A 20,641-nucleotide genomic window follows, 5' to 3' on the forward strand; every position below is an offset into this window, starting at 1 on the left:
GTGCCAGGCCCCGCACGGGGCCCCGCACGCGTCCCGCACGCGGCTCCGGACGGAGTCCCGCCCGGAGGTACCCGCCCCACCCCCTGACCGGACCGGGGCGGGTCCGCCGTCGCCTAGGATTCGTACCCTGATGACTGCAACCCTCGTCGCCAAGGACCTCGCCGCCGGCCACGGCGAACGCACCCTCTTCGCCGGGCTCGACCTCGTCGTCGCCCCCGGCGACGTCATCGGCCTCGTCGGCGTCAACGGCGCCGGCAAGTCGACCCTGCTGCGGCTGCTCGCCGGGCTCGACACCCCGGAGGAGGGGGAGCTCCGGCTCTCCCCGCCCACCGCCGCCGTCGGCCACCTCCCGCAGGAGCCGGAGCGGCGCGCGGGGGAGACCGTGCGCGAGTTCCTCGCCCGGCGCACCGGCGTCGCCGCCGCCCAGACGGCGATGGACGAGGCGACGCAGGGCCTCGTCGACGGCACGCCGGGCGCCGACGACGCGTACGCGATCACCCTGGAGCGCTGGCTGAACCTCGGCGGCGCCGACCTCGACGAGCGCGCCGAGGAGGTCGCCGACTCGCTCGGCCTCACCGTCGGCCTCGACCAGCCGATGACCTCCCTCTCCGGCGGCCAGGCCGCCCGCGCCGGCCTCGCCTCCCTGCTGCTCTCCCGCTACGACGTCTTCCTGCTCGACGAGCCCACCAACGACCTCGACCTCGACGGGCTCGAACGCCTCGAAGGCTTCGTGAAGGGGCTGCGCGCCGGCACGGTCGTCATCAGCCACGACCGCGAGTTCCTCACCCGTACGGTCACCAAGGTCCTCGAACTCGACCTCGCCCAGCAGCAGATCACCCTGTACGGCGGCGGTTACGAGGCCTACCTGGAGGAGCGGGACAGGGCCAGGCGGCACGCGCGCGAGGACTTCGAGGAGTACGCCGGCAAGAAGGCGGCCCTCGAGGCACGCGGTCACATGCAGCGGTCCTGGATGGACAAGGGCGTCAAGAACGCCCGCCGCAAGTCCACCGACAGCGACAAGCTCGGCCGCAACGCGCGCAGCGAGGCCAGCGAGAAGCAGGCCGCGAAGGCCCGTCAGACCCAGCGCATGATCGAGCGCCTCGACGTCGTCGACGAGCCCCGCAAGGAGTGGGAGCTCCGCATGGAGATCGCGGCCGCCCCGCGCTCCGGCTCGGTCGTCGCGACCCTCCGCGAGGCCGAGGTGCGCCGCGGCGACTTCTCCTTCGGCCCCGTCACCCTGCAGATCGACTGGGCCGACCGGGTCGCCGTCACCGGCGCCAACGGCGCCGGGAAGTCGACCCTGCTCGCCGCCCTGCTCGGCCGGCTGCCGCTGGACTCCGGGGACGCGGTCCTGGGCTCGGGCGTCGTCGTCGGCGAGGTCGACCAGGCCCGCAAGCTCTTCCACGGTACGGAGACGCTCCTGGAGGCGTTCTGCGCGGCCGTGCCGGAGACGGAGCCCGCCGAGGTCCGTACCCTGCTGGCCAAGTTCGGCCTCAAGGCCGTGCACGTGATGCGGCCCGCCACCACGCTCTCCCCGGGCGAGCGGACCCGCGCCGCGCTCGCCCTGCTCCAGGGCCGGGGCGTGAACCTGCTCGTTCTCGACGAGCCGACCAACCACCTGGACCTGCCCGCCATCGAGCAGCTGGAGTCCGCCCTCGACTCGTACACCGGCACGCTGCTGCTCGTCACCCACGACCGGCGGATGCTCGACGCGGTCCGCACCACGCGGCGTGTCGAGGTCGCCGACGGCAAGGTCACCGAACTCTGATGACGGCCTCGCACACGGCGGGCCGGGTCCTCGGGGCGTCGGCCGCGTACGCGGCACGGCGGGCCGCGACGGCGGTCCCGTGCGCCGGCCGGGGCCCGCGATGACGGTCTCGTTCGGCTGGGGACCCGTCGAGGCGCGGGTCCTCGCCCCCTCGGCCGCCTGCGTGGTCGTCGTCGACGTGCTGTCCTTCACCACGGCCGTGGGCGTCGCCGTCGAGGCCGGCGCGGCCGTCCACCCGTACCGGTGGCGGGACGCGACGGCCGTCGCGTACGCGGAGAGCGTCGGCGCGACCCTCGCCGTCGGGCGCCGCGAGGCGACCCCCGAGCACCCGTGGTCGCTCTCCCCGGCGGCCCTGCGCGCCGCCCCGACGCCGCCGCGCCTGGTCCTGCCCTCGCCGAACGGCTCCACCATCGCCGCGGAGGCCGGGACCGCGACCGTCGTCGCCGCCTCCCTGCGCAACCACTCGGCCGTCGCCCGCTGGCTCACGCGGCAGGGGTACGGCTCCGCCGAACGCCCGGTCGCGGTCATCGCGTCCGGCGAGCGGTGGCCGGACGGTTCGCTGCGCCCGGCGCTGGAGGACCTGCTCGGCGCGGGCGCCGTCCTCGCCGGGCTGCGGGCCGCGGGCCCGCACGCCCTCACCCCGGAGGCGACCGCGGCGGCCACGCTGTGGTCGGCCACCGAGGACCCGGTGGCCGCCTTGCACGGCTGTGACTCGGGTCGTGAACTGTACGAGTACGGCTTTCCGCAGGACGTGGCCGTGGCCGCCGAGACCGACAGCTCGACGACCGTCCCCGTTCTCGTGGACGGCGCATTCCAGGAGGCACCATGACCGACCTACTGACCCGGCTGACCGAGATGCTGGACGATCTCGACGCCGACGTGGACGAGACGATCGACCTCGCCGACGAGATCGCCGCCTCGGGTGACGCCGGTCTCCTGCCGCGTCTCCAGGCGGAGCTGGATCGCGCCCTCACCGAGCGGAACGCCTACGCCCGTGAGCTCCTCGGCGGTGTCGTCGCGGCGATCGGCGGCCCGGAGGCCCTGCCGACCCTGATCCGCGCCTCCGCCGTCGACCTCGGTGACGACCAGGACGGTCTGGCCACCGAGATCGTCGATCTGGTCCAGGCCGACCCGAAGGCGGCCCGGGACCTCCTCCAGCCGCTGACGGAGGACGACGACCTCTCCGTCGCCAACCGCGCCGACTGGGCCCTGCGCTTCCTGCCGTAGCGGCGGCAGGGCCACGCGGCCGTCCCCGTGGCCCGGACGGGACACACGGGGACGACTCCGACGGCGCCTTCGGTCAGCGGCGCTTGCCGCCGCCCTCGCCCAGCAGACCCGCCTTGCGGAGGGCGTCGGCCATCGCGCTGTTCGCGGGCGCAGGAGCGGACGACCGGTCCCGGCCACCCCGCTCGGACTGCCCGCCGCGACCGCCCTGGCCGCCCTGCCCGCTCCGGCCGCCGCGGTCGCCCTGACCGCCACGCTCGGCCCGGCGGCCACCGGCACCGCCCCCGCCCTGCCGCTGCTGCGGCGGGCGGCCGGAGCGCTCGCCCCGGTCGCCGCGCTCCCGCTGGGGCGCTCCGTCCCCGGTCTCCGCACCGGACTGGTCGTCGAGCCGCAGCGTCAGCGAGATCCGCTTGCGCGGGATGTCGATGTCGAGGACCTTCACCTTGACCACGTCGCCGGGCTTCACCACGTCGCGCGGGTCCTTGACGAAGGTCTTCGACATCGCGGAGACGTGCACCAGACCGTCCTGGTGCACACCGATGTCCACGAACGCACCGAACGCGGCCACATTCGTGACGACGCCCTCCAGGACCATCCCGGACGCCAGGTCGCCGATCTTCTCGACGCCCTCCGCGAAGGTCGCTGTCCGGAACGCCGGACGCGGGTCGCGGCCCGGCTTCTCCAGCTCGCGCAGGATGTCCGTCACCGTCGGCAGACCGAAGGTCTCGTCCACGAAGTCGTCGGCCCGCAGCGAGCGCAGCGTCCCGGTGTCGCCGATGAGCGCCGCGACCTCGCCGCCCGTCGCCTTCACCATCCGGCGCACCACCGGGTACGCCTCCGGGTGCACGGAGGAGGAGTCGAGCGGGTCGTCGCCGCCCCGGATGCGCAGGAAGCCCGCGCACTGCTCGTACGCCTTCGGGCCCAGACGGGCCACGTCCTTGAGGGCCCGGCGCGAGCGGAAGGGGCCGTTGGCGTCCCGGTGCGCGACGATGTTCTCCGCGAGGCCCGAGCTGATGCCCGAGACCCGCGAAAGGAGCGGCGCGGAGGCGGTGTTGACGTCGACGCCGACACCGTTCACACAGTCCTCGACGACCGCGTCGAGCGAGCGGGAGAGCTTCACCTCGGCCAGGTCGTGCTGGTACTGGCCGACGCCGATGGACTTCGGGTCGATCTTCACCAGCTCCGCGAGCGGGTCCTGGAGACGGCGGGCGATGGATACCGCACCGCGCAACGACACGTCGAGGCCCGGGAGTTCCTGCGAGGCGAACGCGGAGGCCGAGTAGACCGAGGCGCCCGCCTCCGAGACCATGACCTTGGTCAGCTTCAACTCGGGGTGCTTGGCGAGGAGTTCGGCCGCCAGCTTGTCGGTCTCGCGGGAGGCCGTGCCGTTGCCGATCGCGACCAGCTCGACCGCGTGCTCCTTCGCCAGCCGCGCCAGCCTGTCCAGCGCCTGGTCCCACTTGTTGGCCGGCACGTGCGGGTAGATCGTGTCGGTGGCGACGACCTTGCCGGTCGCGTCGACCACGGCGACCTTCACGCCCGTACGGAAGCCGGGGTCGAGGCCGAGCGTCGCCCGGGTGCCGGCCGGCGCGGCGAGCAGCAGGTCGCGCAGGTTCGCCGCGAAGACCCGGACCGCCTCGTCCTCCGCGGCCGTCCGCAGCCGCAGCCGCAGGTCGATCCCGAGGTGCACGAGAATGCGGGTCCGCCAGGCCCAACGGACCGTGTCCTGAAGCCACTTGTCCCCGGGGCGCCCCCGGTCGGCGACGCCGAAGCGATGCGCGACGATCCCCTCGTACGAGGAGGGGCCGGGGATCTCGGAGGGCTCCTCCGGCTCCAGGTCGAGGCTGAGCACGTCCTCCTTCTCGCCACGGAGCATGGCGAGCACCCGGTGCGAGGGCAGGGCGGTGAAGGGCTCGGTGAAGTCGAAGTAGTCGGCGAACTTCGACCCCGCCTCCTCCTGACCCTCGCGCACCTTCGCCACCAGGCGGCCGCGGCCCCACATGCGCTCGCGCAGCTCGCCGATGAGGTCGGCGTCCTCGGAGAACGTCTCGGCGAGGATCGCCCGCGCGCCCTCCAGGGCCGCGGCGGCGTCGGCGACGCCCTTGTCCGCGTCCACGAAGGCCGCGGCGGCGGCCGTCGGCTCCACGGACGGGTCGGCCAGCAGCCCCTCCGCCAGCGGCCCCAGACCGGCCTCACGGGCGATCTGGGCCTTCGTCCGGCGCTTCGGCTTGAAGGGCAGGTAGATGTCCTCCAGGCGCGCCTTGGTGTCGGCCGCCCGGATGCGGGCCTCGAGCTCCTCGGTCAGCCTGCCCTGCTCGCGTACCGAGTCGAGGATCGCCGACCGGCGGTCCTCCAGCTCGCGCAGATAGCGCAGCCGCTCCTCCAGGGTGCGGAGCTGCGCGTCGTCGAGCATCTCCGTCGCTTCCTTGCGGTAGCGGGCGATGAACGGCACGGTCGAACCGCCGTCGAGCAGCTCGACGGCCGCCTTCACCTGTCGCTCGCGTACGCCGAGTTCTTCGGCGATCCTTGCTTCGATGGACGTCGTCACGGTGTCCCGACTCGCCTTCTCGTGCCTCAAGCTTGCGAGTGCATTCTGCCGGGTCGGTCACCCGGACGCGGTAACCGGCCCGTCCCGCGCGCGTCCCGGGCGCCTCCGGGCGCCCCGCGGTCACCCCTTGCCGACGAGATCCGCCGGGAAGGCGCCCGCGACGGCGGCCGTGACCAGGAAGCCGCGCCCCAGCTCGGTGAGCCGCTCGACCCCGGCCGCCCCGAGGTGCTCGTACGGGGCGGCGTCGAGCCGGTCGGTGTGCTCCTCGATCTCATCGCGGAGGGCCGTACCCGCCTCGGTCAGCTCGCCCTCGGCGTCGAGCAGCCCGCGTCCGCGCAGCCGCTCCGCCGCGGCCTCCCAGTCGCCGCGCCGCCAGCCGCGGGAGCCGAGCACCCAGCGCGGGGCCATGCCCTTGCCGGTGGCGGTGTGGGAGACGAGGGCCTCGACGGGGTCGAGCCCGGCCGAGAGCAGGGCCGCGAGGTGCCCGTCTCCCCGGTGTTCGCGCAGCAGGGTGGCGGCGTACCAGTAGGCGAGGTGGGGCTCCTCGGGCACCGGCAGGTCCGCGTGGGCCGAGTAGAGCGGCCGGGCGTGCCGGGTGCAGGCCTGGGTGGCGCGCAGCGCGAGCTCCGCCGCCTCGGCCATCGCCGCGGAGGTGACCGTCTCCTCACCGAGCAGCCGGCGCAGGGTGGTGTCGGCGGTGCGCAGCCGCGCGTCCAGGACCCGGGCGGGGGAGGCGGTCTCCCAGACGGCCGGGAGGTGCCGGGCGAGCAGCTCGTGGCTGTAGTTGTAGAAGGTCGCGGCGACCGTGCCCGCGCCCACCGCGCCGAGGGCAGCGCTGCGCGAGGCGAGCCGCATCGCCGTCTGGTCGGTGAAGCCCAGGGCGCCGAACTCGCGGTCCAGGTCGGGCGAGAAGTAGAGCGTGGAGTGCAGCGGGTTGAGCGCGTTGTGGCAGCGGCGTCCCGCGCGGGGCGGCAGAGCAGTCGTCATGGCCGAAGGTTACCGACTGGTCGGTACGACGGGAACGGCCGGGACGGATTCGGGGTCCGCTCCCGGGGCCGCTCCCCGGCACGCCATGGCAGAAAAGGTGGGGTCGGCGTCATTGCGGCCGTCCCGGGCTCCTCCCAGGATGGAGGCATGACGCAGCGACCCGTACTCGTCGTCCTCTTCGACGGCGTGCAGAGCCTCGACGTCACCGGCCCCTACGAGGTGTTCGCCGGTGCCGGCCGCGCCTCCGGCGACCCGGACGCGTACACGATCCGCACCGCCTCCCTGAACGGCGGACCCGTGCGCGCCCACAGCGGACTGCGTATGCTCCCCGACACCACCCTCGCCGAGGCGGTCGCCGGCGGCGCACCGCACACCCTGGTCGTCCCCGGCGGCGAGGGCACCCGGGAACCCGATCCAGCCCTGGTCGGGTGGCTCCGCACCCACGCCCCGGACGCCGGGCGGCTGGTCTCCGTCTGCACGGGGGCGCTGCTCCTCGCAGAGGCGGGGCTCCTCGACGGACACCGGGCGACCACCCACTGGGTGGCCTGCGACCACATGGCCCGCTGCTACCCCGAGGTCGAGGTGGACCCGGACCCCATCTTCGTCCGGGACGGGCGGCTCTCCACCTCCGCCGGGGTCACGGCCGGCATCGACCTGGCCCTCGCGCTGGTCGAGGAGGACCTCGGCCGGGACGTCGCCCTCACCGTCGCCCGTCACCTGGTCGTCTTTCTGCGCCGCCCCGGCAACCAGGCGCAGTTCAGCGTCCAGCTCGCCGCCCAGACCGCCCGCCGGGAACCGCTGCGCGACCTCCAGCAGTGGATCACCGAGCACCCCGAGGGCGACCTCTCCGTGGAGGCCCTCGCCGCCCGTGCCCGGCTCTCGCCGCGTCACTTCGCCCGCGCCTTCCAGGCCGAGACGGGCACCACCCCCGGCCGCTACGTCGACCGGGTACGGCTCGAACACGCCCGCCGCCTCCTGGAGGAGACCTCCCGCGGCGTCGAGGAGGTCGCCCGTGCCTCGGGCTACGGCACCTCCGAGGCGATGCGCCGCGCCTTCACCAAGACCCTCGGCACCGCGCCGGCCGACTACCGCCGCCGCTTCCACTCACCCGTCAACTGAAAGGCAGCAGCATGCAGATCGCCGTCCTGCTCTACCAGGGCTTCACCACGCTCGACGCCGTCGGCCCGTACGAGCTCCTCGCCCGGATCCCCGGGGCCGAGACCGTGTTCGTCGCCAAGGAGAGCGGTCCCGTCCGCAACGACCAGGGCAGCCTCGCCCTCGTCGCCGACAAGACCCTCGCCGAGGTTCCGCGCCCCGACATCGTGCTCGTACCCGGTGGCCCCGACTCGCGCGGTGCCATGACCGACCCGGAGATCCAGGCCTGGCTCCGCACCGCCGACGAGACCAGCACCTGGACCACGTCCGTCTGCACCGGATCCCTGGTCCTGGCCGCCGCGGGCGTCCTCGACGGCCGCCGCGCCACCACCCACTGGCTCGCCGTCGAGGAGCTCAGGGAGCTGGGCGTCGAACCCACCGGCGAGCGGGTCGTCTTCGACGGCAAGTACGTCACCGCGGCCGGGGTCTCCTCGGGCATCGACATGGCGCTGCACCTGATCGGCCGGATCGCCGGGGACGAGGCCGCCCAGACCGTCCAGCTGCTCACCGAGTACGACCCGCAGCCGCCGTACGACGCGGGCTCGCCGGAGAAGGCCCCGGCCGAGATCGTCGCGCGGTGGCGGAGCGTGAAGCCGGAGGACCTTCCCCAGGGGCGCTGAGCGGGGGGCCGCCGGGCCTCAGCTCCCGTAAGTGAAGCGGGGAGCCCGGCGCTCCAGGAAGGCGGCGACACCCTCCGCGGTGTCGCCGCTGCCGCGTGCCTGCTCCGCCCAGTGGGCGTCCCGGTCCAGGCGCCCGTCGGCGAACTCCTTGGCCGCCGCCTGGGTCAGCAGCGAGCGCGAGGCGAGCACCCGGGCGAACTCGGCGACCCGCTTGTCCAGCTCGCCCACCGGGTGCAGCTCGTCCACGAGTCCGGTCCGCAGGGCCCGCTCCGCGTCGATCAACTCGCCTGAGAACAGCAGGTACTTGGCGGCCGAAGGGCCCACCAGGGCGGCGAGCCGCCGGGTCGACGAGGACGCGTAGACGATGCCGAGCTTCGAGGGGGTGATCCCGAAGCGGGCGCCCTCCTCGGCGAACCGCAGGTCGCAGGCGGCGGCGAGCTGGCTTCCGCCGCCGACGCAGAAGCCCCGGACGGCCGCAAGGGTCGGCCGGGGGAACGCGGCGAGCGCCTCCTCGGCCCGTACCGCGAGCGTCTGCTGCTCGTCCCCGGGCTCCCGGAGTGACGAGATGTCCGCCCCGGCGCAGAAGGTGTCGCCCTCACCGGTCAGCACCAGGACCCGGACGGCGGGGTCGGCGGCGAGCCGGTCCAGTACGCCGGGCAGCGCCCGCCACATGTCGGCGCTCATCGCGTTGCGCTTGGCGGGGTTGGCGATGACGACGGTGGCGACGCCGTCCGTGACGCTGTCCTTCAGCTGCGGCTCCATGGGCCGGATGCTATCCGCCCTGCCCGAACGTACGATCAGGAAGGGGTCGTCCCGACGAGGCACGGCAGGGCCGGGGACGTCCACGAGCCGGACGAGGCTCGGGGTCCTCTTCCCGCTCGCGGTGCTCTTCGACGGCCTCGGTCCGATCGTCGTCGGAGTGGGCGGGCGGCGGATCGTCGGTAGGGTGACGCCGGTTGCCGTGTCCAGCGCGCCCCCGGAGCGGTCAGAAAGTGCGCCCGATCAGTCGAACAACTGACATCGGCATACTCACCTGATCGGAAAGCGGCCGATAGGTGTCGACTTCTGGTCAGTAGGCCGGTCCGCCTGCGCGCATTGCCAAGACTCGATCCGTGGCGAGAATCGAGCACGAGGGTGGGAACCGTACCGTGGAGGACCACGGAGGTGGCCCCGCCCGGCAACCGTCCTACGAAGGAGTCTGGCGCTTCACCGCTGCCGCGGTCGACGTCTCCGTCCCGCAGGCCCGGCACGCCGTACGCGACCTGCTGGTCCGCCAGGGCGTCCCCGTCCATGAGGAGATCATGGACGGCCTGCTGCTGATCGTCTCCGAGCTGGTGACCAACGCCGTGCGGCACGCGGCGCTGCTCTCCCCGGAGATAGCGGTGGAGGTGGCGATCGGGCCCGAGTGGATCCGGGTGTCCGTCGAGGACAACCACCCGTACCGCCCCAAGGCCCTCGAGGCGGACTACGGGCAGACGGGCGGCCGCGGACTGCTGCTGGTCCGCGAGATCGCCCAGGAGTCCGGCGGCGCGTGCGACGTGGAGCACACCGCGAGCGGCGGCAAGATCATCTGGGCGGCGCTGCCCCTGGCCCCGATGGCACCGGGGCCGGGAGCGGCGGTCCACCAGCCGGTCGTCACCAGCCCCCGGACGGACCCGTCAGTTCCCTGACCGCCGGACGCGCCGCGTCGAGCACCGTCATGAACCAGGCGGAGAACGGCGCGGCGGCATGGCGCTCGGCCAGCTCGTCGGCGGTGACGAAGGCGGTGTCCTCGATCTCCTCCGGGTCCGGCCGCGGCGCGGCCTGGACCAGGCCGACGAAGAGGTGGTTGAACTCCTGCTCCACCAGGCCGGAGGCCGGGTCCGGGTGGTTGTAGCGGACGGTGCCGGCCTCCGCGAGCAGCGTGGGCGAGACGCCGAGCTCCTCGAAGGTCCGCCGGGCGGCGGCGGCGAACGGCGCCTCGCCCGGGTAAGGGTGGCCGCAGCAGGTGTTCGACCAGACCCCGGGGGAGTGGTACTTGCCGAGTGCCCGGCGCTGGAGCAGCATCCGGCCCGACTCGTCGAACAGGAAGACGGAGAAGGCGCGGTGCAGCAGCCCGGGCGCCTGGTGCGCGGCGAGCTTCTCCGCCGTACCGATGGTCGTCCCGTCCTCGTCGACCAGTTCGAGCATGATCGGCGCCGGGGCCTCGGACGGCTGGACACCGTTCGACATGATCTCCGGCGTCTCCGGCGAGATCTGAGCCGCGGTGGCTGGTGTGGTCGGCATACCCATCCTTCGCTTCGGTCCTCGCCCCGGTGGGGCCACCTCAGTCTGCCGTACAAAAGCGGCTTGTCCGTACTTCAGAGGCCGGACGTGGCCGCTCCCACCGCACCGGAGTACCACCGGCGCGGCGGGAGCGGAACGGCGTCACGGGGTGGCTAGACCCCGAAAGCCGCCGGATAGGCGATCGTGCCGGGCGGAACGGGCACGGAGTCGTCCAGGACGAGCGCCATCATGGCCTCGTCCGGAACCTCGAAACCTGGCTTGATTCCATACTCGGACGCCCGTACGAACCCGAACTGCGGGTAGTACTCCGGGTGCCCCAGGACGAGCACGAGCGACTCACCCCGCAGCCGCGCGGCGTCGAGCACCGCCCGGACGACGGCCTTTCCGGCCCCCGTCCGCTGGTGCGCGGGTGCCACCGCGACCGGAGCGAGCGCCGCCGCGGGGGCGCCGTCCACCAGGCAGCGGGTGATCAGGGCGTGCGCCGCGATCGAGCCGTCCGGGGCCTCGGCCACGTACGACAGGCCCGGGAGCCAGGCGCCGGGGTCCCGCCGGAGCGCGTCGACCAGCTCGGCCTCCGCCTCCGAGCCGAAGGCGGCCGCCACGAGCGGCCGCACCACCGAGGCCTCCTCGGCGGTCTCCGGACGGGTGCGCCAGCGCGGATCCGCGGGCCGCAGGACGAACCCCGCGTACCCGTAGTCGGAGCCGTGCTCGCGCCGCATCGCGATCTCGGCGCGGGCCCCCGCCACCGCCTCGGCCATGCCGGGCACCGTGGTGTCCGCCGCGTCGGCGTGTGCGGCGAGCGGACCGTAGTACTCGGCCCAGTCGCCCTCGGGCTGGTGGACGGTCCCCAGGACGTGGTAGCCGGCCGCGACCGCCGCCGCCGAGAGCTCGGCGACGGTGCGGAGCGCGTAGTGCTCCTCCCAGAAGGCGCGGGCCGCCGGGTCGGGCTCCTCGGTGGTCCAGACGCACTCGGTGAGCACCAGGGTGCCTCCGGGGGCCAGCAGCCTGCGCCATTCGGCGAGCGCTCGGTCGAAGCCGAGGACGAAGACCGAGCTCTCGGCCCAGACCAGGTCGAAGGAGCCGTCCGGGAACGGCAGTGCGCCCATGTCGGCGCGGAGGGTGTGGATCGAGCCGTCGAGCCCGCGGTCGGCGGCGGACCGCCGCAGTTCCGCGAGGAACGGTTCGTGGAGATCGACGGCGGTCACCTCGGCGCCCGCCTCGGCCGCCAGGAGCAGCGCGGAACGGCCGGGGCCGCAGCCCAGGTCGAGCACACGCGGACGCTCGGGCAGCGTTCCGGAGAGCGCGAGGAGCCGACGCGTGGTGGCGTCGGAGCCGGGACCCTGCCGCGGAAGGCCGTGGTGCAGGGCGAAGAAGGAGTCGTGCAAGGCGTTGTCGGACAACGTGGGAAACCCTTTGTGAGAGGGCCCCGGCCGACGACGTGACGGACCGGTGGGAACCGGGATCAGGTCAGCCGGAGACCCGGAAGCTGAGGAAGGACCGGGTGCTGCCGCTCGGGACAGCCTCCATCGCGACGGTCATCAACCTCAGCTCCTCTCTCCACGCGTCAGTGCGGAAAGGCTAACAGGTGGCCCGGTTCTCACAGGCAGAGTTTCGCCTCGTGCTCCGCGTGCCCCACCGGCTCCAGCTGGAAGGTGCAGTGCTCCACGTCGAAGTGCGAGCCCAGGCACCCCTGCAGGGAGTGCAGCATCTTCTCGTGCCCGACCGAGTCGAGCGCGTCCTGGTCCACGACCACGTGCGCCGAGAGCACCGGCATCCCCGAGGTGATCGTCCAGGCGTGCAGGTCGTGGACGTCCTCGACGCCCGGCAGGGCCAGGATGTGGGCCCGCACCTCCGTCATGTCGACGCCCTTGGGAGCGGCCTCAAGAAGGACGTCCAGGGTCTCGCGCAGCAGCTTGACCGTACGGGGGACGATCATCAGACCGATCAGGATCGAGGCGATCGGGTCGGCGTACTGCCAGCCCGTGACCAGGATGACGCCGGCCGCGACGATCACGGTGACCGATCCCAGCGCGTCCGCGAGCACCTCCAGATACGCCCCGCGAACGTTGAGGCTGTCCTTCTGGCCCCGCATGAGCAGCGACAGCGAGATCACGTTGGCGATCAGACCGATCGTCGCGACCGCGATCGCCAGACCGCCCTTGGTCTCGGCCGGCTCGAGGAACCGCTGGACCGCCTCGTACAGCACGTATCCGCCGACGCCGAGGAGCAGCAGACAGTTGGCGAGCGCCGCGAGGATCTCGGCCCGCGCGAAACCGAAGGTGCGGTTCCCCGAGGGGGGCCGGTTGGCGAAGTGGATCGCGAGCAGCGCCATCGCGAGGCCGACCGCGTCGGTCGCCATGTGCGCCGCGTCGGCGATCAGCGCGAGCGAGTCGGAGAGGACGCCGCCGATGATTTCGATCACCATCACGGAGAGCGTGATGCCGAGCGCGATGCGCAACCGGTTCTTGTACGCGGCCCCGGCCGTACCCGTCGGCGCAGGGCCGCCGTGACTGTGCCCGTGGTCGTGTCCAGCCCCCATGACATGGCCTCCAGATCATCTGTTCGCAAGTGCCCCGAGTCGCAAGTCAACTACGGGTGGGGGGTATGTGCAACACGGTACTGAACACCGTTGTCATATGCTCTGACCTGCGATGATGCATTCCGGACCGAGGGCGGCGGGAAGGCGTCGTCAGGGCCCCGGCCGGGCTCGCCCCCCGAGGCCGCGGCCGTCGTTTTGTGAGGCGGCCCGCCGATCGCCCATGATGATCTCCACGGGGCCGCGCGCACCCGTGCGGACACGGGTGGACCCGGGGGAGTCCGGCCCGCGAAGCCTCGGTGAAATCATGCTCTGTTTCATCCGATAGCCTCAGCCGACGTGTCGCCGCCCCGCGCCGGGCCGCACCGCCGCGCCCGGGGCAGCCATGGGTCCCGCCGGCCCCTCCGTCAGCTCCAAGGAGTGAGTTCGTCTGTCGACCGCCATCCTCACCGGCCCGCCGGCACCCGGATCCTCGCTCGACGGAGATCTGCGGTCGCTGGGCTTCGACGTCCGGACCGCAGCCGGCCCCGACGAGACCGGAGCCCTGCTCGCCGCGGTCCCCGCGGGCGAGCGCGTCGCGCTCGTCGACCCCCGGTTCGTCGGCCATGTGCACGCGCTGCGCCTGGCCCTCACCGACCCCCGGTTCCCCGCGGCCGCCGCACCGGGAGCGCTCACCGTGCAGAACGGGGCCCGCCCCGCGCTCGTCCGCGCCCTGACCGCCGCCGAGGCCGCCGGCACCGACGGCGACGACCTCACCGGGACGCTCGCCGACGCCCTCGACGCCGACGGCGTCGCCGTGCACCGGCCCCAGCTCGGCACCCTCGTCGCCACCGTCCCGACCGACGCCGAGGCCCGCCACGAGGCCCGCGCCGCCGTGGACGCCGTCGACGACGAGGCCGTGCGCCTCCGCTCCGCCGTGAAGGCCCACGACGGCTTCTTCACCACCTTCTTCATCAGCCCGTACTCGCGCTACATCGCCCGCTGGTGCGCGTGCCGCGGCCTGACCCCCAACCAGGTCACCACCGCCTCGCTGCTCACCGCGCTGATCGCGGCCGGCTGCGCGGCGACCGGCGAGCGCGGCGGCTACATCGCCGCCGGCGTCCTGCTCCTCGTCTCCTTCGTCCTGGACTGCACCGACGGGCAGCTCGCCCGGTACGCGCTGAAGTACTCGACGATGGGCGCCTGGCTCGACGCCACCTTCGACCGCGCCAAGGAGTACGCCTTCTACGCGGGCCTCGCGCTCGGCGCTGCCCGCGACGGCGACGACGTCTGGGCGCTCGCGCTCGGCGCGATGATCCTCATGACCTGCCGGCACGTCGTGGACTTCTCGTTCAACGAGGCCAACCACGACGCCACGGCCAACACCAGCCCCACCGCGGCCCTCTCCGACCGGCTCGACAGCCTCGGTTGGACCGTCTGGGCCCGCCGGATGATCATCCTGCCGATCGGCGAGCGCTGGGCCATGATCGCGGTCCTCACCGCCGTCACCACCCCGCGGATCGTCTTCTGGGCCCTGATCATCGGCTGCGCCTTCGGGGCCTGCTACACCACGGCGGGGCGCGTCCTGCGCTCCCTGACCCGCAAGGCGAAGCGCACCGACAGGGCCGCGCGCGCCCTGGCGGACCTCGCGGACTCGGGACCGCTCGCCGCGCTCACGAACCGGATCCTCGGCCGCACCGGCATCCTGATGCTGCCGCCGCTGGTCCTCGCGCTGATCGCCACGGGCGCCATGATCGCCGCGGCCCTGAGCCGACCCTTCGGGTCCGACCAGACCGTCGTCGCCGCCGTCTTCTACGTGGTGTTCGCCGGTGCCGCCGTCGCGCGCCCCCTCAAGGGCGCCCTCGACTGGCTGCTCCCGCCGCTCTTCCGGGCCGCCGAGTACGGCACGATCCTGATCCTCGCGGCCCGCTCCGAGGTGAACGGGGCCTTGCCCGCGGCCTACGGACTGGTGGCGGCCGTCGCCTACCATCACTACGACACGGTGTACCGCATCCGCGGCGGCACCGGCGCGCCGCCCACCTGGCTGGTGCGCACGATCGGCGGTCACGAGGGCCGCACGTTGCTGGTGACCGTCCTCGCCGCCCTGCTGGCGAGCCGTGGCAACGACTTCACCCTGGCGCTCACCGCCCTGGCGGTCACCATCGCGCTTGTGGTGCTCGTGGAGTCCATCCGCTTCTGGGTGTCCTCCGGAGCACCCGCCGTACATGACGAAGGAGAAACAGCATGATCGGTCTCGTACTGGCAGCCGGTGCCGGACGGCGTCTGCGCCCCTACACCGACACGCTTCCGAAGGCCCTCGTGCCCGTCGACGGTGAGACCACCGTCCTCGACCTCACGCTGAAGAACTTCGCCGAGATCGGCCTCACCGAGGTCGCGATCGTCGTCGGCTACCGCAAGGAGGCCGTCTACGACCGCAAGGAGGCCCTTGAGGCGAAGTACGGCCTCAAGCTCACCCTCGTCGACAACGACAAGGCCGAGGAGTGGAACAACGCCTACTCCCTGTGGTGCGCCCGTGAGGTCCTCAAGCGCGGTGTGATCCTCGCCAACGGCGACACCGTCCACCCGGTCTCCGTCGAGAAGACCCTGCTCGCCGCCCGCGGCGACGGCAAGAAGATCATCCTCGCCCTCGACACGGTGAAGAACCTCGCCGACGAGGAGATGAAGGTCATCACCGCCGAGGGCAAGGGTGTCCAGCGCATCACCAAGCTGATGGACCCGGCCACCGCCACCGGCGAGTACATCGGTGTCACCCTCATCGAGGCCGAGGCCGCCGAGGAGCTCGCCGACGCCCTCAAGGCCACCTTCGAGCGCGACCCCGACCTGTACTACGAGGACGGCTACCAGGAGCTGGTCAACCGCGGCTTCACCGTCGACGTCGAGCCCATCGGTGACGTCAAGTGGGTCGAGATCGACAACCACGACGACCTCGCGAAGGGCCGTGAGATCGCGTGCCAGTACTGACCCGGCTGATCCCCTCGCCGGTCGTCGTCGACATCCGCAGGGGAGCGCTGGACGACCTGTCCGCGCTCCTCGCGGACCAGCGGATCTCCAGCAACGGCAAGATCGCCGTCGCCATCAGCGGCGGCTCGGGCCTCAAGCTGCGTGACCACTTCGCCCCCGAGCTGCCCGGCGCCGACTGGTACCCGGTCTCCGGCGGCACCATCGACGAGGCCGTGAAGCTCGCCGACGCCATGCGCGGCAAGCGGTACGACGCCGTGGTCGCCCTCGGCGGCGGCAAGATCATCGACGTGACGAAGTACGCGGCGGCCCGGGTCGGGCTGCCGCTCGTGGCGATCGCCACGAATCTCTCGCACGACGGGATCTGCTCCCCGATCTCGACCCTGGACAACGACAACGGCCGGGGTTCGTACGGTGTGCCCACCCCGATCGCCCTCGTCATCGACCTGGACGTGATCAGGGACGCGCCGGTCCGCTACGTGCGCTCCGGCATCGGTGACGCGATCTCCAACCTCTCCGCCATCGCGGACTGGGAGCTCTCGCACCAGGTGACCGGCGAGCCCGTCGACGGCCTCGCGGCCGCGATGGCCCGCAGCGCCGGAGAGGCCGTGCTCCGCCACCCCGGCGGCGTCGGCGACGACGACTTCCTCGTCACCCTCTCCGAGGGCCTCGTGATGTCCGGCATCGCGATGTCGATCAGCGGGGACAGCCGCCCCTCCTCGGGCGCCTGCCACGAGATCAGCCACGCGTTCGACCTGCTCTTCCCGGCCCGCGCCGCCAGCCACGGCGAGCAGTGCGGCCTCGGCGCGGCCTTCGCCATGCACCTGCGCGGCGCCCACGACGGGTCCGGCCGGATGGTCGAGACGCTGCGCCGGCACGGGCTTCCCGTCACGCCGGAAGAGATGGGCTTCAGCGTGGACGAGTTCGTCCAGGCGGTGTCCTTCGCCCCGCAGACCCGGCCGGGCCGCTTCACCATCCTCGAACACCTCGACCTGTCCGACGACCAGATCAGGGACGCGTACGCCGACTATGCCAAAGCCATCGGTAGCTGAGCTCCGCCCGGTCGTCCACCCCCCGGGTGTGAAGGACCGGCGCAGCGGGGAGCACTGGGGCGGCCGCCTGTACATGCGGGAGATCTCGCTCAGGATCACCCGGCGGCTCGTCGGCACCAGGATCACGCCGAACCAGCTCACGTACGTGATGACCCTCGCGGGCGTCCTCGCGGCACCGGCCCTGCTGGTGCCCGGGATCCCCGGGGCGTTGCTCGGCGCGCTCATGGTCCAGCTCTACCTGCTGCTCGACTGCGTCGACGGCGAGGTGGCCCGCTGGAAGAAGCAGTTCTCGCTGTCCGGTGTGTACCTGGACCGGGTCGGCGCCTATCTGTGCGACGCGGCGGTGCTCGTCGGTTTCGGCCTGCGCGCCGCCGACCTGTGGGGCTCGGGCCGGATCGACTGGCTCTGGGCCTTCCTCGGCACCCTGGCCGCCCTCGGCGCCATCCTGATCAAGGCCGAGACCGACCTCGTCGGCGTCGCCCGGCACCAGGGCGGTCTGCCGCCGGTCAAGGAGTCGGCCTCCGAGCCGCGCTCCTCCGGCATGGCGCTGGCCCGCCGGGCGGCCGGTGCGCTGAAGTTCCACCGGCTCGTCCTCGGCATCGAGGCCTCGCTGCTGATCGTGGTCCTGGCCGTCGCGGACCAGGTCAGGGGCGACCTCTTCTTCACCCGTCTCGGTGTCGCCGTCCTCGCCGGCATCGCGCTGCTCCAGACCGTGCTGCACCTCGTGTCGATCATGGTTTCGAGCAGGCTGAAGTGAGGCCGGCCGTGAGCACGCCGCTCAGGGTGGGAGCCGTCGTCATCACGATGGGCAACCGCCCCGACGACCTGCGCGCGCTGATCGACTCGGTCGCCGGGCAGGAGGGCGACCGCATCGAGGTCGTCGTCGTCGGGCAGGGCACCCCGGTCTCCGGGGTGCCCGACTGGGTGCGGACCGTCGACCTGCCGGACAACGTCGGCATCCCCGCCGGCCGCAACATCGGCATCGAGGCCTTCGGCCCCGGCGGCACCGACGTCGACGTCCTGCTCTTCCTGGACGACGACGGGCGGCTCGCGCACACGGACACCGCCGAACTGATCAGGCAGGCCTTCACCGCCGATCCGCGCCTCGGCATCATCACCTTCCGGATCGCCGACCCGGAGACCGGGGCCACCCAGCGCCGGCACGTGCCGAGGCTCCGCGCCTCCGACCCGACGCGCTCCTCACGGGTGACGACCTTCCTCGGCGGCGCCAACGCCGTACGCACCAAGGTGTTCGCCGAAGTCGGCGAGCTGCCGGGCGAGTTCTTCTACGCGCACGAGGAGACCGACCTCGCCTGGCGCGCGCTCGACGCCGACTGGATGATCGACTACCGTGCGGACATGGTGCTGCTGCACCCCACCACAGCACCCTCCCGGCACGCCTCGTACCACTTCAACGTGGCCCGCAACCGAGTCTGGCTGGCACGCCGCAATCTGCCCGCGCCCCTGGTGCCGGCGTATCTCGGCGTCTGGCTCCTGCTCACCCTGGCCCGTCGGCCCTCGCTCCCCGCGCTGAAGGCATGGTTCGGCGGATTCCGCGAAGGCTGGAAGACCCCCTGCGGACCGCGCCGCCCCATGAGGTGGCGTACGGTGTGGCGGCTGACCCGGCTGGGTCGCCCCCCGGTCGTCTGACATCGTGGTACCGACGTGCCGCGCATCTTGAACACGAAAGTTTCGACTTGTGAGTGACACACAGCAGGGCGGGGCGGTCGCGACGAGCGCGCCCCCGTCCGTCGACGACGGCCTGACCCCGGCCGCGCTCGCCGAGAAGTACGGGCTCTCGGTCAGCGGCGCCCGGCCCGGACTGTTCGAGTACGTCCGCGAGCTGTGGAGCCGCCGCCACTTCATCCTGGCCTTCTCCTCGGCGAAGCTGACCGCCCAGTACAGCCAGGCCAAGCTGGGCCAGGTGTGGCAGGTGGCGACCCCGCTGCTGAACGCCCTGGTCTACTACCTGATCTTCGGGCTCATCCTGGACGCCGGCCGCGGCATGACCAAGGACGTCTACATCCCGTTCCTGGTCACCGGCATCTTCGTGTTCACCTTCACCCAGAGCTCGGTCATGGCCGGCGTCCGGGCGATCTCCGGGAACCTGGGCCTGGTCCGGGCCCTGCACTTCCCGCGGGCCTCCCTGCCGATCTCCTTCTCGCTCCAGCAGCTCCAGCAGCTGCTGTTCTCGATGATCGTCCTGGTGGCCATCGCGGTCGCCTTCGGCAGCTACCCGTCGGCCCGCTGGCTGCTCCTGCTCCCGGCGCTGTTCCTGCAGTTCGTGTTCAACGTCGGCCTCGCCATGATCATGGCGAGGATGGGCTCCAAGACGCCCGACCTCGCCCAGCTGATGCCGTTCGTGATGCGGACCTGGATGTACGCGTCCGGTGTGATGTTCTCGATCCAGACGATGCTCGCCGACAAGCCGGCCTGGATCGCCGACATCCTCATGTACAACCCGGCCGCCATCTACATGGACCTCATCCGGTTCGCGCTGATCGACGGCTACGGCGCCGAGAACCTGCCGGCGCACGTCTGGATGACCGCGCTCGCCTGGGCCCTGGTCTTCGGCATCGGCGGCTTCGTCTACTTCTGGAAGGCCGAGGAGAGGTACGGCCGTGGCTGACACCGACGCGAACATCAAGCGGTCCGACGTTCCCACCGTCATCTGCGACGACGTCCACATCGTCTACCGGGTCAACACCGGTGGCGGCGGCAAGGGCAGCGCCACGGCGGCGCTCAGCCGGATCGTCGGCCGCGGCAAGGCCGAGGTCAACCGGGGTGTCCGCAAGGTCCACGCGGTCCGCGGCGTCACCTTCACCGCCTACCGCGGCGAGGCCATCGGCCTCATCGGCTCCAACGGCTCCGGCAAGTCCACGCTCCTGCGCGCCGTCGCCGGGCTGCTCCCCACCGAGAGCGGCAAGGTCTACACGGACGGTCAGCCCTCGCTCCTGGGCGTCAACGCGGCGCTCATGAACGACCTCACCGGTGAGCGCAACGTGATCCTGGGCGGCCTCGCCATGGGCATGAGCCGCGAGGAGGTGCGCTCGCGCTACGAGGGCATCGTCGACTTCTCCGGCATCAACGAGAAGGGCGACTTCATCAGCCTGCCCATGCGCACGTACTCCTCCGGCATGGGCGCCCGGCTCCGCTTCGCCATCGCGGCCGCCAAGAACCACGACGTCCTGCTCATCGACGAGGCGCTGGCGACCGGTGACCGCAAGTTCCAGATCCGCTCCGAGGAGCGCATCCGCGAGCTCCGCAAGGAGGCCGGCACGGTCTTCCTGGTGAGCCACAGCAACAAGTCCATCCGGGACACCTGTGACCGGGTGCTCTGGCTGGAGAAGGGTCAGCTCCTGATGGACGGGCCCACGGAAGAGGTCCTCAGGGCGTACGAGCGGGAGACCGCCCGCTGATCTTCCGCCCCGCACTTCCGCGCCGCCCCCGCCGCTTTCCGGTGGGGGCGGTTCCGTTTTCCGCGCGTCGTGCCGCCACCTGGAATGTTCATGCTGGCAACATCGGGCA

Annotated in this window: 19 protein-coding genes; 13 read left to right on the top strand and 6 right to left on the bottom strand. The window is 72.4% G+C overall.

The window, feature by feature from the left end; genetic code table 11:
- The first annotated feature begins 130 nt into the window (after positions 1-130).
- The 3 genes from AOK00_RS12870 (at position 131) to AOK00_RS12880 (ending at position 2,995) form a co-directional block, all read left to right on the top strand.
- Positions 131-1,768, top strand: coding sequence for an ABC-F family ATP-binding cassette domain-containing protein (locus AOK00_RS12870; protein WP_055600446.1), 1,638 nt, complete (start codon positions 131-133; stop codon positions 1,766-1,768).
- Between the two features lie 100 nt (positions 1,769-1,868).
- A complete protein-coding gene (locus AOK00_RS12875; RefSeq protein WP_055600447.1) occupies positions 1,869-2,597 on the top strand; it encodes a 2-phosphosulfolactate phosphatase in 729 nt (242 codons plus the stop codon).
- A complete protein-coding gene (locus AOK00_RS12880) occupies positions 2,594-2,995 on the top strand; it encodes a hypothetical protein (RefSeq protein ID WP_030313656.1) in 402 nt (133 codons plus the stop codon). The genes AOK00_RS12875 and AOK00_RS12880 overlap by 4 nt, the downstream gene beginning before the upstream one ends.
- Before the next feature lie 73 nt (positions 2,996-3,068).
- On the opposite strand, the gene AOK00_RS12885 is transcribed toward AOK00_RS12880, so the two are convergent.
- Positions 3,069-5,540: a Tex family protein gene (locus AOK00_RS12885; protein ID WP_055600448.1), complete on the bottom strand. Its 2,472-nt coding sequence runs from the start codon at positions 5,538-5,540 to the stop codon at positions 3,069-3,071.
- Positions 5,541-5,660: 120 nt separating this feature from the next.
- Positions 5,661-6,527, bottom strand: coding sequence for an SCO6745 family protein (locus tag AOK00_RS12890; RefSeq protein ID WP_055600449.1), 867 nt, complete (start codon positions 6,525-6,527; stop codon positions 5,661-5,663).
- Between the two features lie 147 nt (positions 6,528-6,674).
- Here AOK00_RS12890 and AOK00_RS12895 point away from each other — a divergent pair, with 147 nt between their 5' ends.
- Both AOK00_RS12895 and AOK00_RS12900 read left to right on the top strand, forming a co-directional pair.
- Complete coding sequence (locus AOK00_RS12895; RefSeq protein WP_055600450.1) at positions 6,675-7,646, top strand: GlxA family transcriptional regulator; 972 nt, start codon at positions 6,675-6,677, stop codon at positions 7,644-7,646.
- A gap of 11 nt (positions 7,647-7,657) precedes the next feature.
- Positions 7,658-8,302 carry a DJ-1/PfpI family protein gene (locus AOK00_RS12900; protein WP_055600451.1) on the top strand — a complete coding sequence of 215 codons (645 nt, stop codon included), beginning with the start codon at positions 7,658-7,660 and terminating at the stop codon, positions 8,300-8,302.
- Between the two features lie 18 nt (positions 8,303-8,320).
- On the opposite strand, the gene AOK00_RS12905 is transcribed toward AOK00_RS12900, so the two are convergent.
- A complete protein-coding gene (locus tag AOK00_RS12905) occupies positions 8,321-9,064 on the bottom strand; it encodes an enoyl-CoA hydratase/isomerase family protein (protein ID WP_055600452.1) in 744 nt (247 codons plus the stop codon).
- 350 nt (positions 9,065-9,414) lie between these two features.
- On the opposite strand from AOK00_RS12905, the gene AOK00_RS12910 reads away from it, so the two are divergent.
- Positions 9,415-9,972, top strand: a complete 558-nt coding sequence (locus tag AOK00_RS12910) for an ATP-binding protein (RefSeq protein WP_173861554.1) — start codon at positions 9,415-9,417, stop codon at positions 9,970-9,972.
- Here AOK00_RS12910 and idi read toward each other — a convergent pair.
- From idi to AOK00_RS12925, 3 genes are all read right to left on the bottom strand, one after another.
- On the bottom strand, positions 9,938-10,567 hold the full coding sequence (gene idi / locus AOK00_RS12915) for an isopentenyl-diphosphate Delta-isomerase (protein WP_055600454.1): 630 nt from the start codon (positions 10,565-10,567) through the stop codon (positions 9,938-9,940). The two genes, AOK00_RS12910 and idi, sit on opposite strands and share 35 nt — an antisense overlap.
- Before the next feature lie 152 nt (positions 10,568-10,719).
- The gene (locus AOK00_RS12920; protein ID WP_055600455.1) at positions 10,720-11,967 is read right to left on the bottom strand and encodes a bifunctional class I SAM-dependent methyltransferase/N-acetyltransferase; all 1,248 of its coding nucleotides are present in this window, start codon (positions 11,965-11,967) and stop codon (positions 10,720-10,722) included.
- A 197-nt stretch (positions 11,968-12,164) separates the two neighbouring features.
- The gene (locus AOK00_RS12925) at positions 12,165-13,106 is read right to left on the bottom strand and encodes a cation diffusion facilitator family transporter (RefSeq protein ID WP_055600456.1); all 942 of its coding nucleotides are present in this window, start codon (positions 13,104-13,106) and stop codon (positions 12,165-12,167) included.
- Positions 13,107-13,533: 427 nt separating this feature from the next.
- On the opposite strand from AOK00_RS12925, the gene AOK00_RS12930 reads away from it, so the two are divergent.
- The 7 genes from AOK00_RS12930 to AOK00_RS12960 are packed head-to-tail and all read left to right on the top strand — an operon-like array spanning position 13,534 to position 20,532.
- Positions 13,534-15,330 (top strand): DUF5941 domain-containing protein, encoded by a 1,797-nt coding sequence (locus tag AOK00_RS12930; RefSeq protein WP_055600457.1) that lies wholly within the window; start codon positions 13,534-13,536, stop codon positions 15,328-15,330.
- On the top strand, positions 15,327-16,064 hold the full coding sequence (locus AOK00_RS12935; RefSeq protein WP_055600458.1) for a sugar phosphate nucleotidyltransferase: 738 nt from the start codon (positions 15,327-15,329) through the stop codon (positions 16,062-16,064). The genes AOK00_RS12930 and AOK00_RS12935 overlap by 4 nt, the downstream gene beginning before the upstream one ends.
- The gene (locus AOK00_RS12940) at positions 16,052-17,113 is read left to right on the top strand and encodes an iron-containing alcohol dehydrogenase family protein (RefSeq protein WP_030313680.1); all 1,062 of its coding nucleotides are present in this window, start codon (positions 16,052-16,054) and stop codon (positions 17,111-17,113) included. The genes AOK00_RS12935 and AOK00_RS12940 overlap by 13 nt, the downstream gene beginning before the upstream one ends.
- Positions 17,091-17,870, top strand: a complete 780-nt coding sequence (locus tag AOK00_RS12945) for a CDP-alcohol phosphatidyltransferase family protein (RefSeq protein ID WP_079041975.1) — start codon at positions 17,091-17,093, stop codon at positions 17,868-17,870. Before AOK00_RS12940 ends, AOK00_RS12945 begins: the two co-directional genes overlap by 23 nt.
- Before the next feature lie 47 nt (positions 17,871-17,917).
- Positions 17,918-18,763 (top strand): glycosyltransferase family 2 protein, encoded by an 846-nt coding sequence (locus AOK00_RS12950; RefSeq protein ID WP_055600471.1) that lies wholly within the window; start codon positions 17,918-17,920, stop codon positions 18,761-18,763.
- Between the two features lie 49 nt (positions 18,764-18,812).
- Positions 18,813-19,742, top strand: coding sequence for an ABC transporter permease (locus tag AOK00_RS12955; protein ID WP_055600460.1), 930 nt, complete (start codon positions 18,813-18,815; stop codon positions 19,740-19,742).
- Entirely contained in the window at positions 19,735-20,532 is a 798-nt protein-coding gene (locus tag AOK00_RS12960; protein ID WP_055600461.1) for an ABC transporter ATP-binding protein, read from the top strand. The genes AOK00_RS12955 and AOK00_RS12960 overlap by 8 nt, the downstream gene beginning before the upstream one ends.
- Positions 20,533-20,641 lie beyond the last annotated feature (109 nt).

The organism is Streptomyces aureus (genome assembly GCF_001418135.1).
Taxonomy (GTDB): domain Bacteria; phylum Actinomycetota; class Actinomycetes; order Streptomycetales; family Streptomycetaceae; genus Streptomyces; species Streptomyces aureus_A.

Coding starts and splice junctions, on each gene's coding strand:
- AOK00_RS12870 (WP_055600446.1), top strand. CDS start 131: ATGACTGCAACCCTCGTCGCCAAGGACCTCGCCGCCGGCCACGGCGAA.
- AOK00_RS12875 (WP_055600447.1), top strand. CDS start 1,869: ATGACGGTCTCGTTCGGCTGGGGACCCGTCGAGGCGCGGGTCCTCGCC.
- AOK00_RS12880 (WP_030313656.1), top strand. CDS start 2,594: ATGACCGACCTACTGACCCGGCTGACCGAGATGCTGGACGATCTCGAC.
- AOK00_RS12890 (WP_055600449.1), bottom strand. CDS start 6,527: ATGACGACTGCTCTGCCGCCCCGCGCGGGACGCCGCTGCCACAACGCG.
- AOK00_RS12895 (WP_055600450.1), top strand. CDS start 6,675: ATGACGCAGCGACCCGTACTCGTCGTCCTCTTCGACGGCGTGCAGAGC.
- AOK00_RS12900 (WP_055600451.1), top strand. CDS start 7,658: ATGCAGATCGCCGTCCTGCTCTACCAGGGCTTCACCACGCTCGACGCC.
- AOK00_RS12905 (WP_055600452.1), bottom strand. CDS start 9,064: ATGGAGCCGCAGCTGAAGGACAGCGTCACGGACGGCGTCGCCACCGTC.
- idi (WP_055600454.1), bottom strand. CDS start 10,567: ATGCCGACCACACCAGCCACCGCGGCTCAGATCTCGCCGGAGACGCCG.
- AOK00_RS12925 (WP_055600456.1), bottom strand. CDS start 13,106: ATGGGGGCTGGACACGACCACGGGCACAGTCACGGCGGCCCTGCGCCG.
- AOK00_RS12935 (WP_055600458.1), top strand. CDS start 15,327: ATGATCGGTCTCGTACTGGCAGCCGGTGCCGGACGGCGTCTGCGCCCC.
- AOK00_RS12945 (WP_079041975.1), top strand. CDS start 17,091: ATGCCAAAGCCATCGGTAGCTGAGCTCCGCCCGGTCGTCCACCCCCCG.
- AOK00_RS12950 (WP_055600471.1), top strand. CDS start 17,918: ATGGGCAACCGCCCCGACGACCTGCGCGCGCTGATCGACTCGGTCGCC.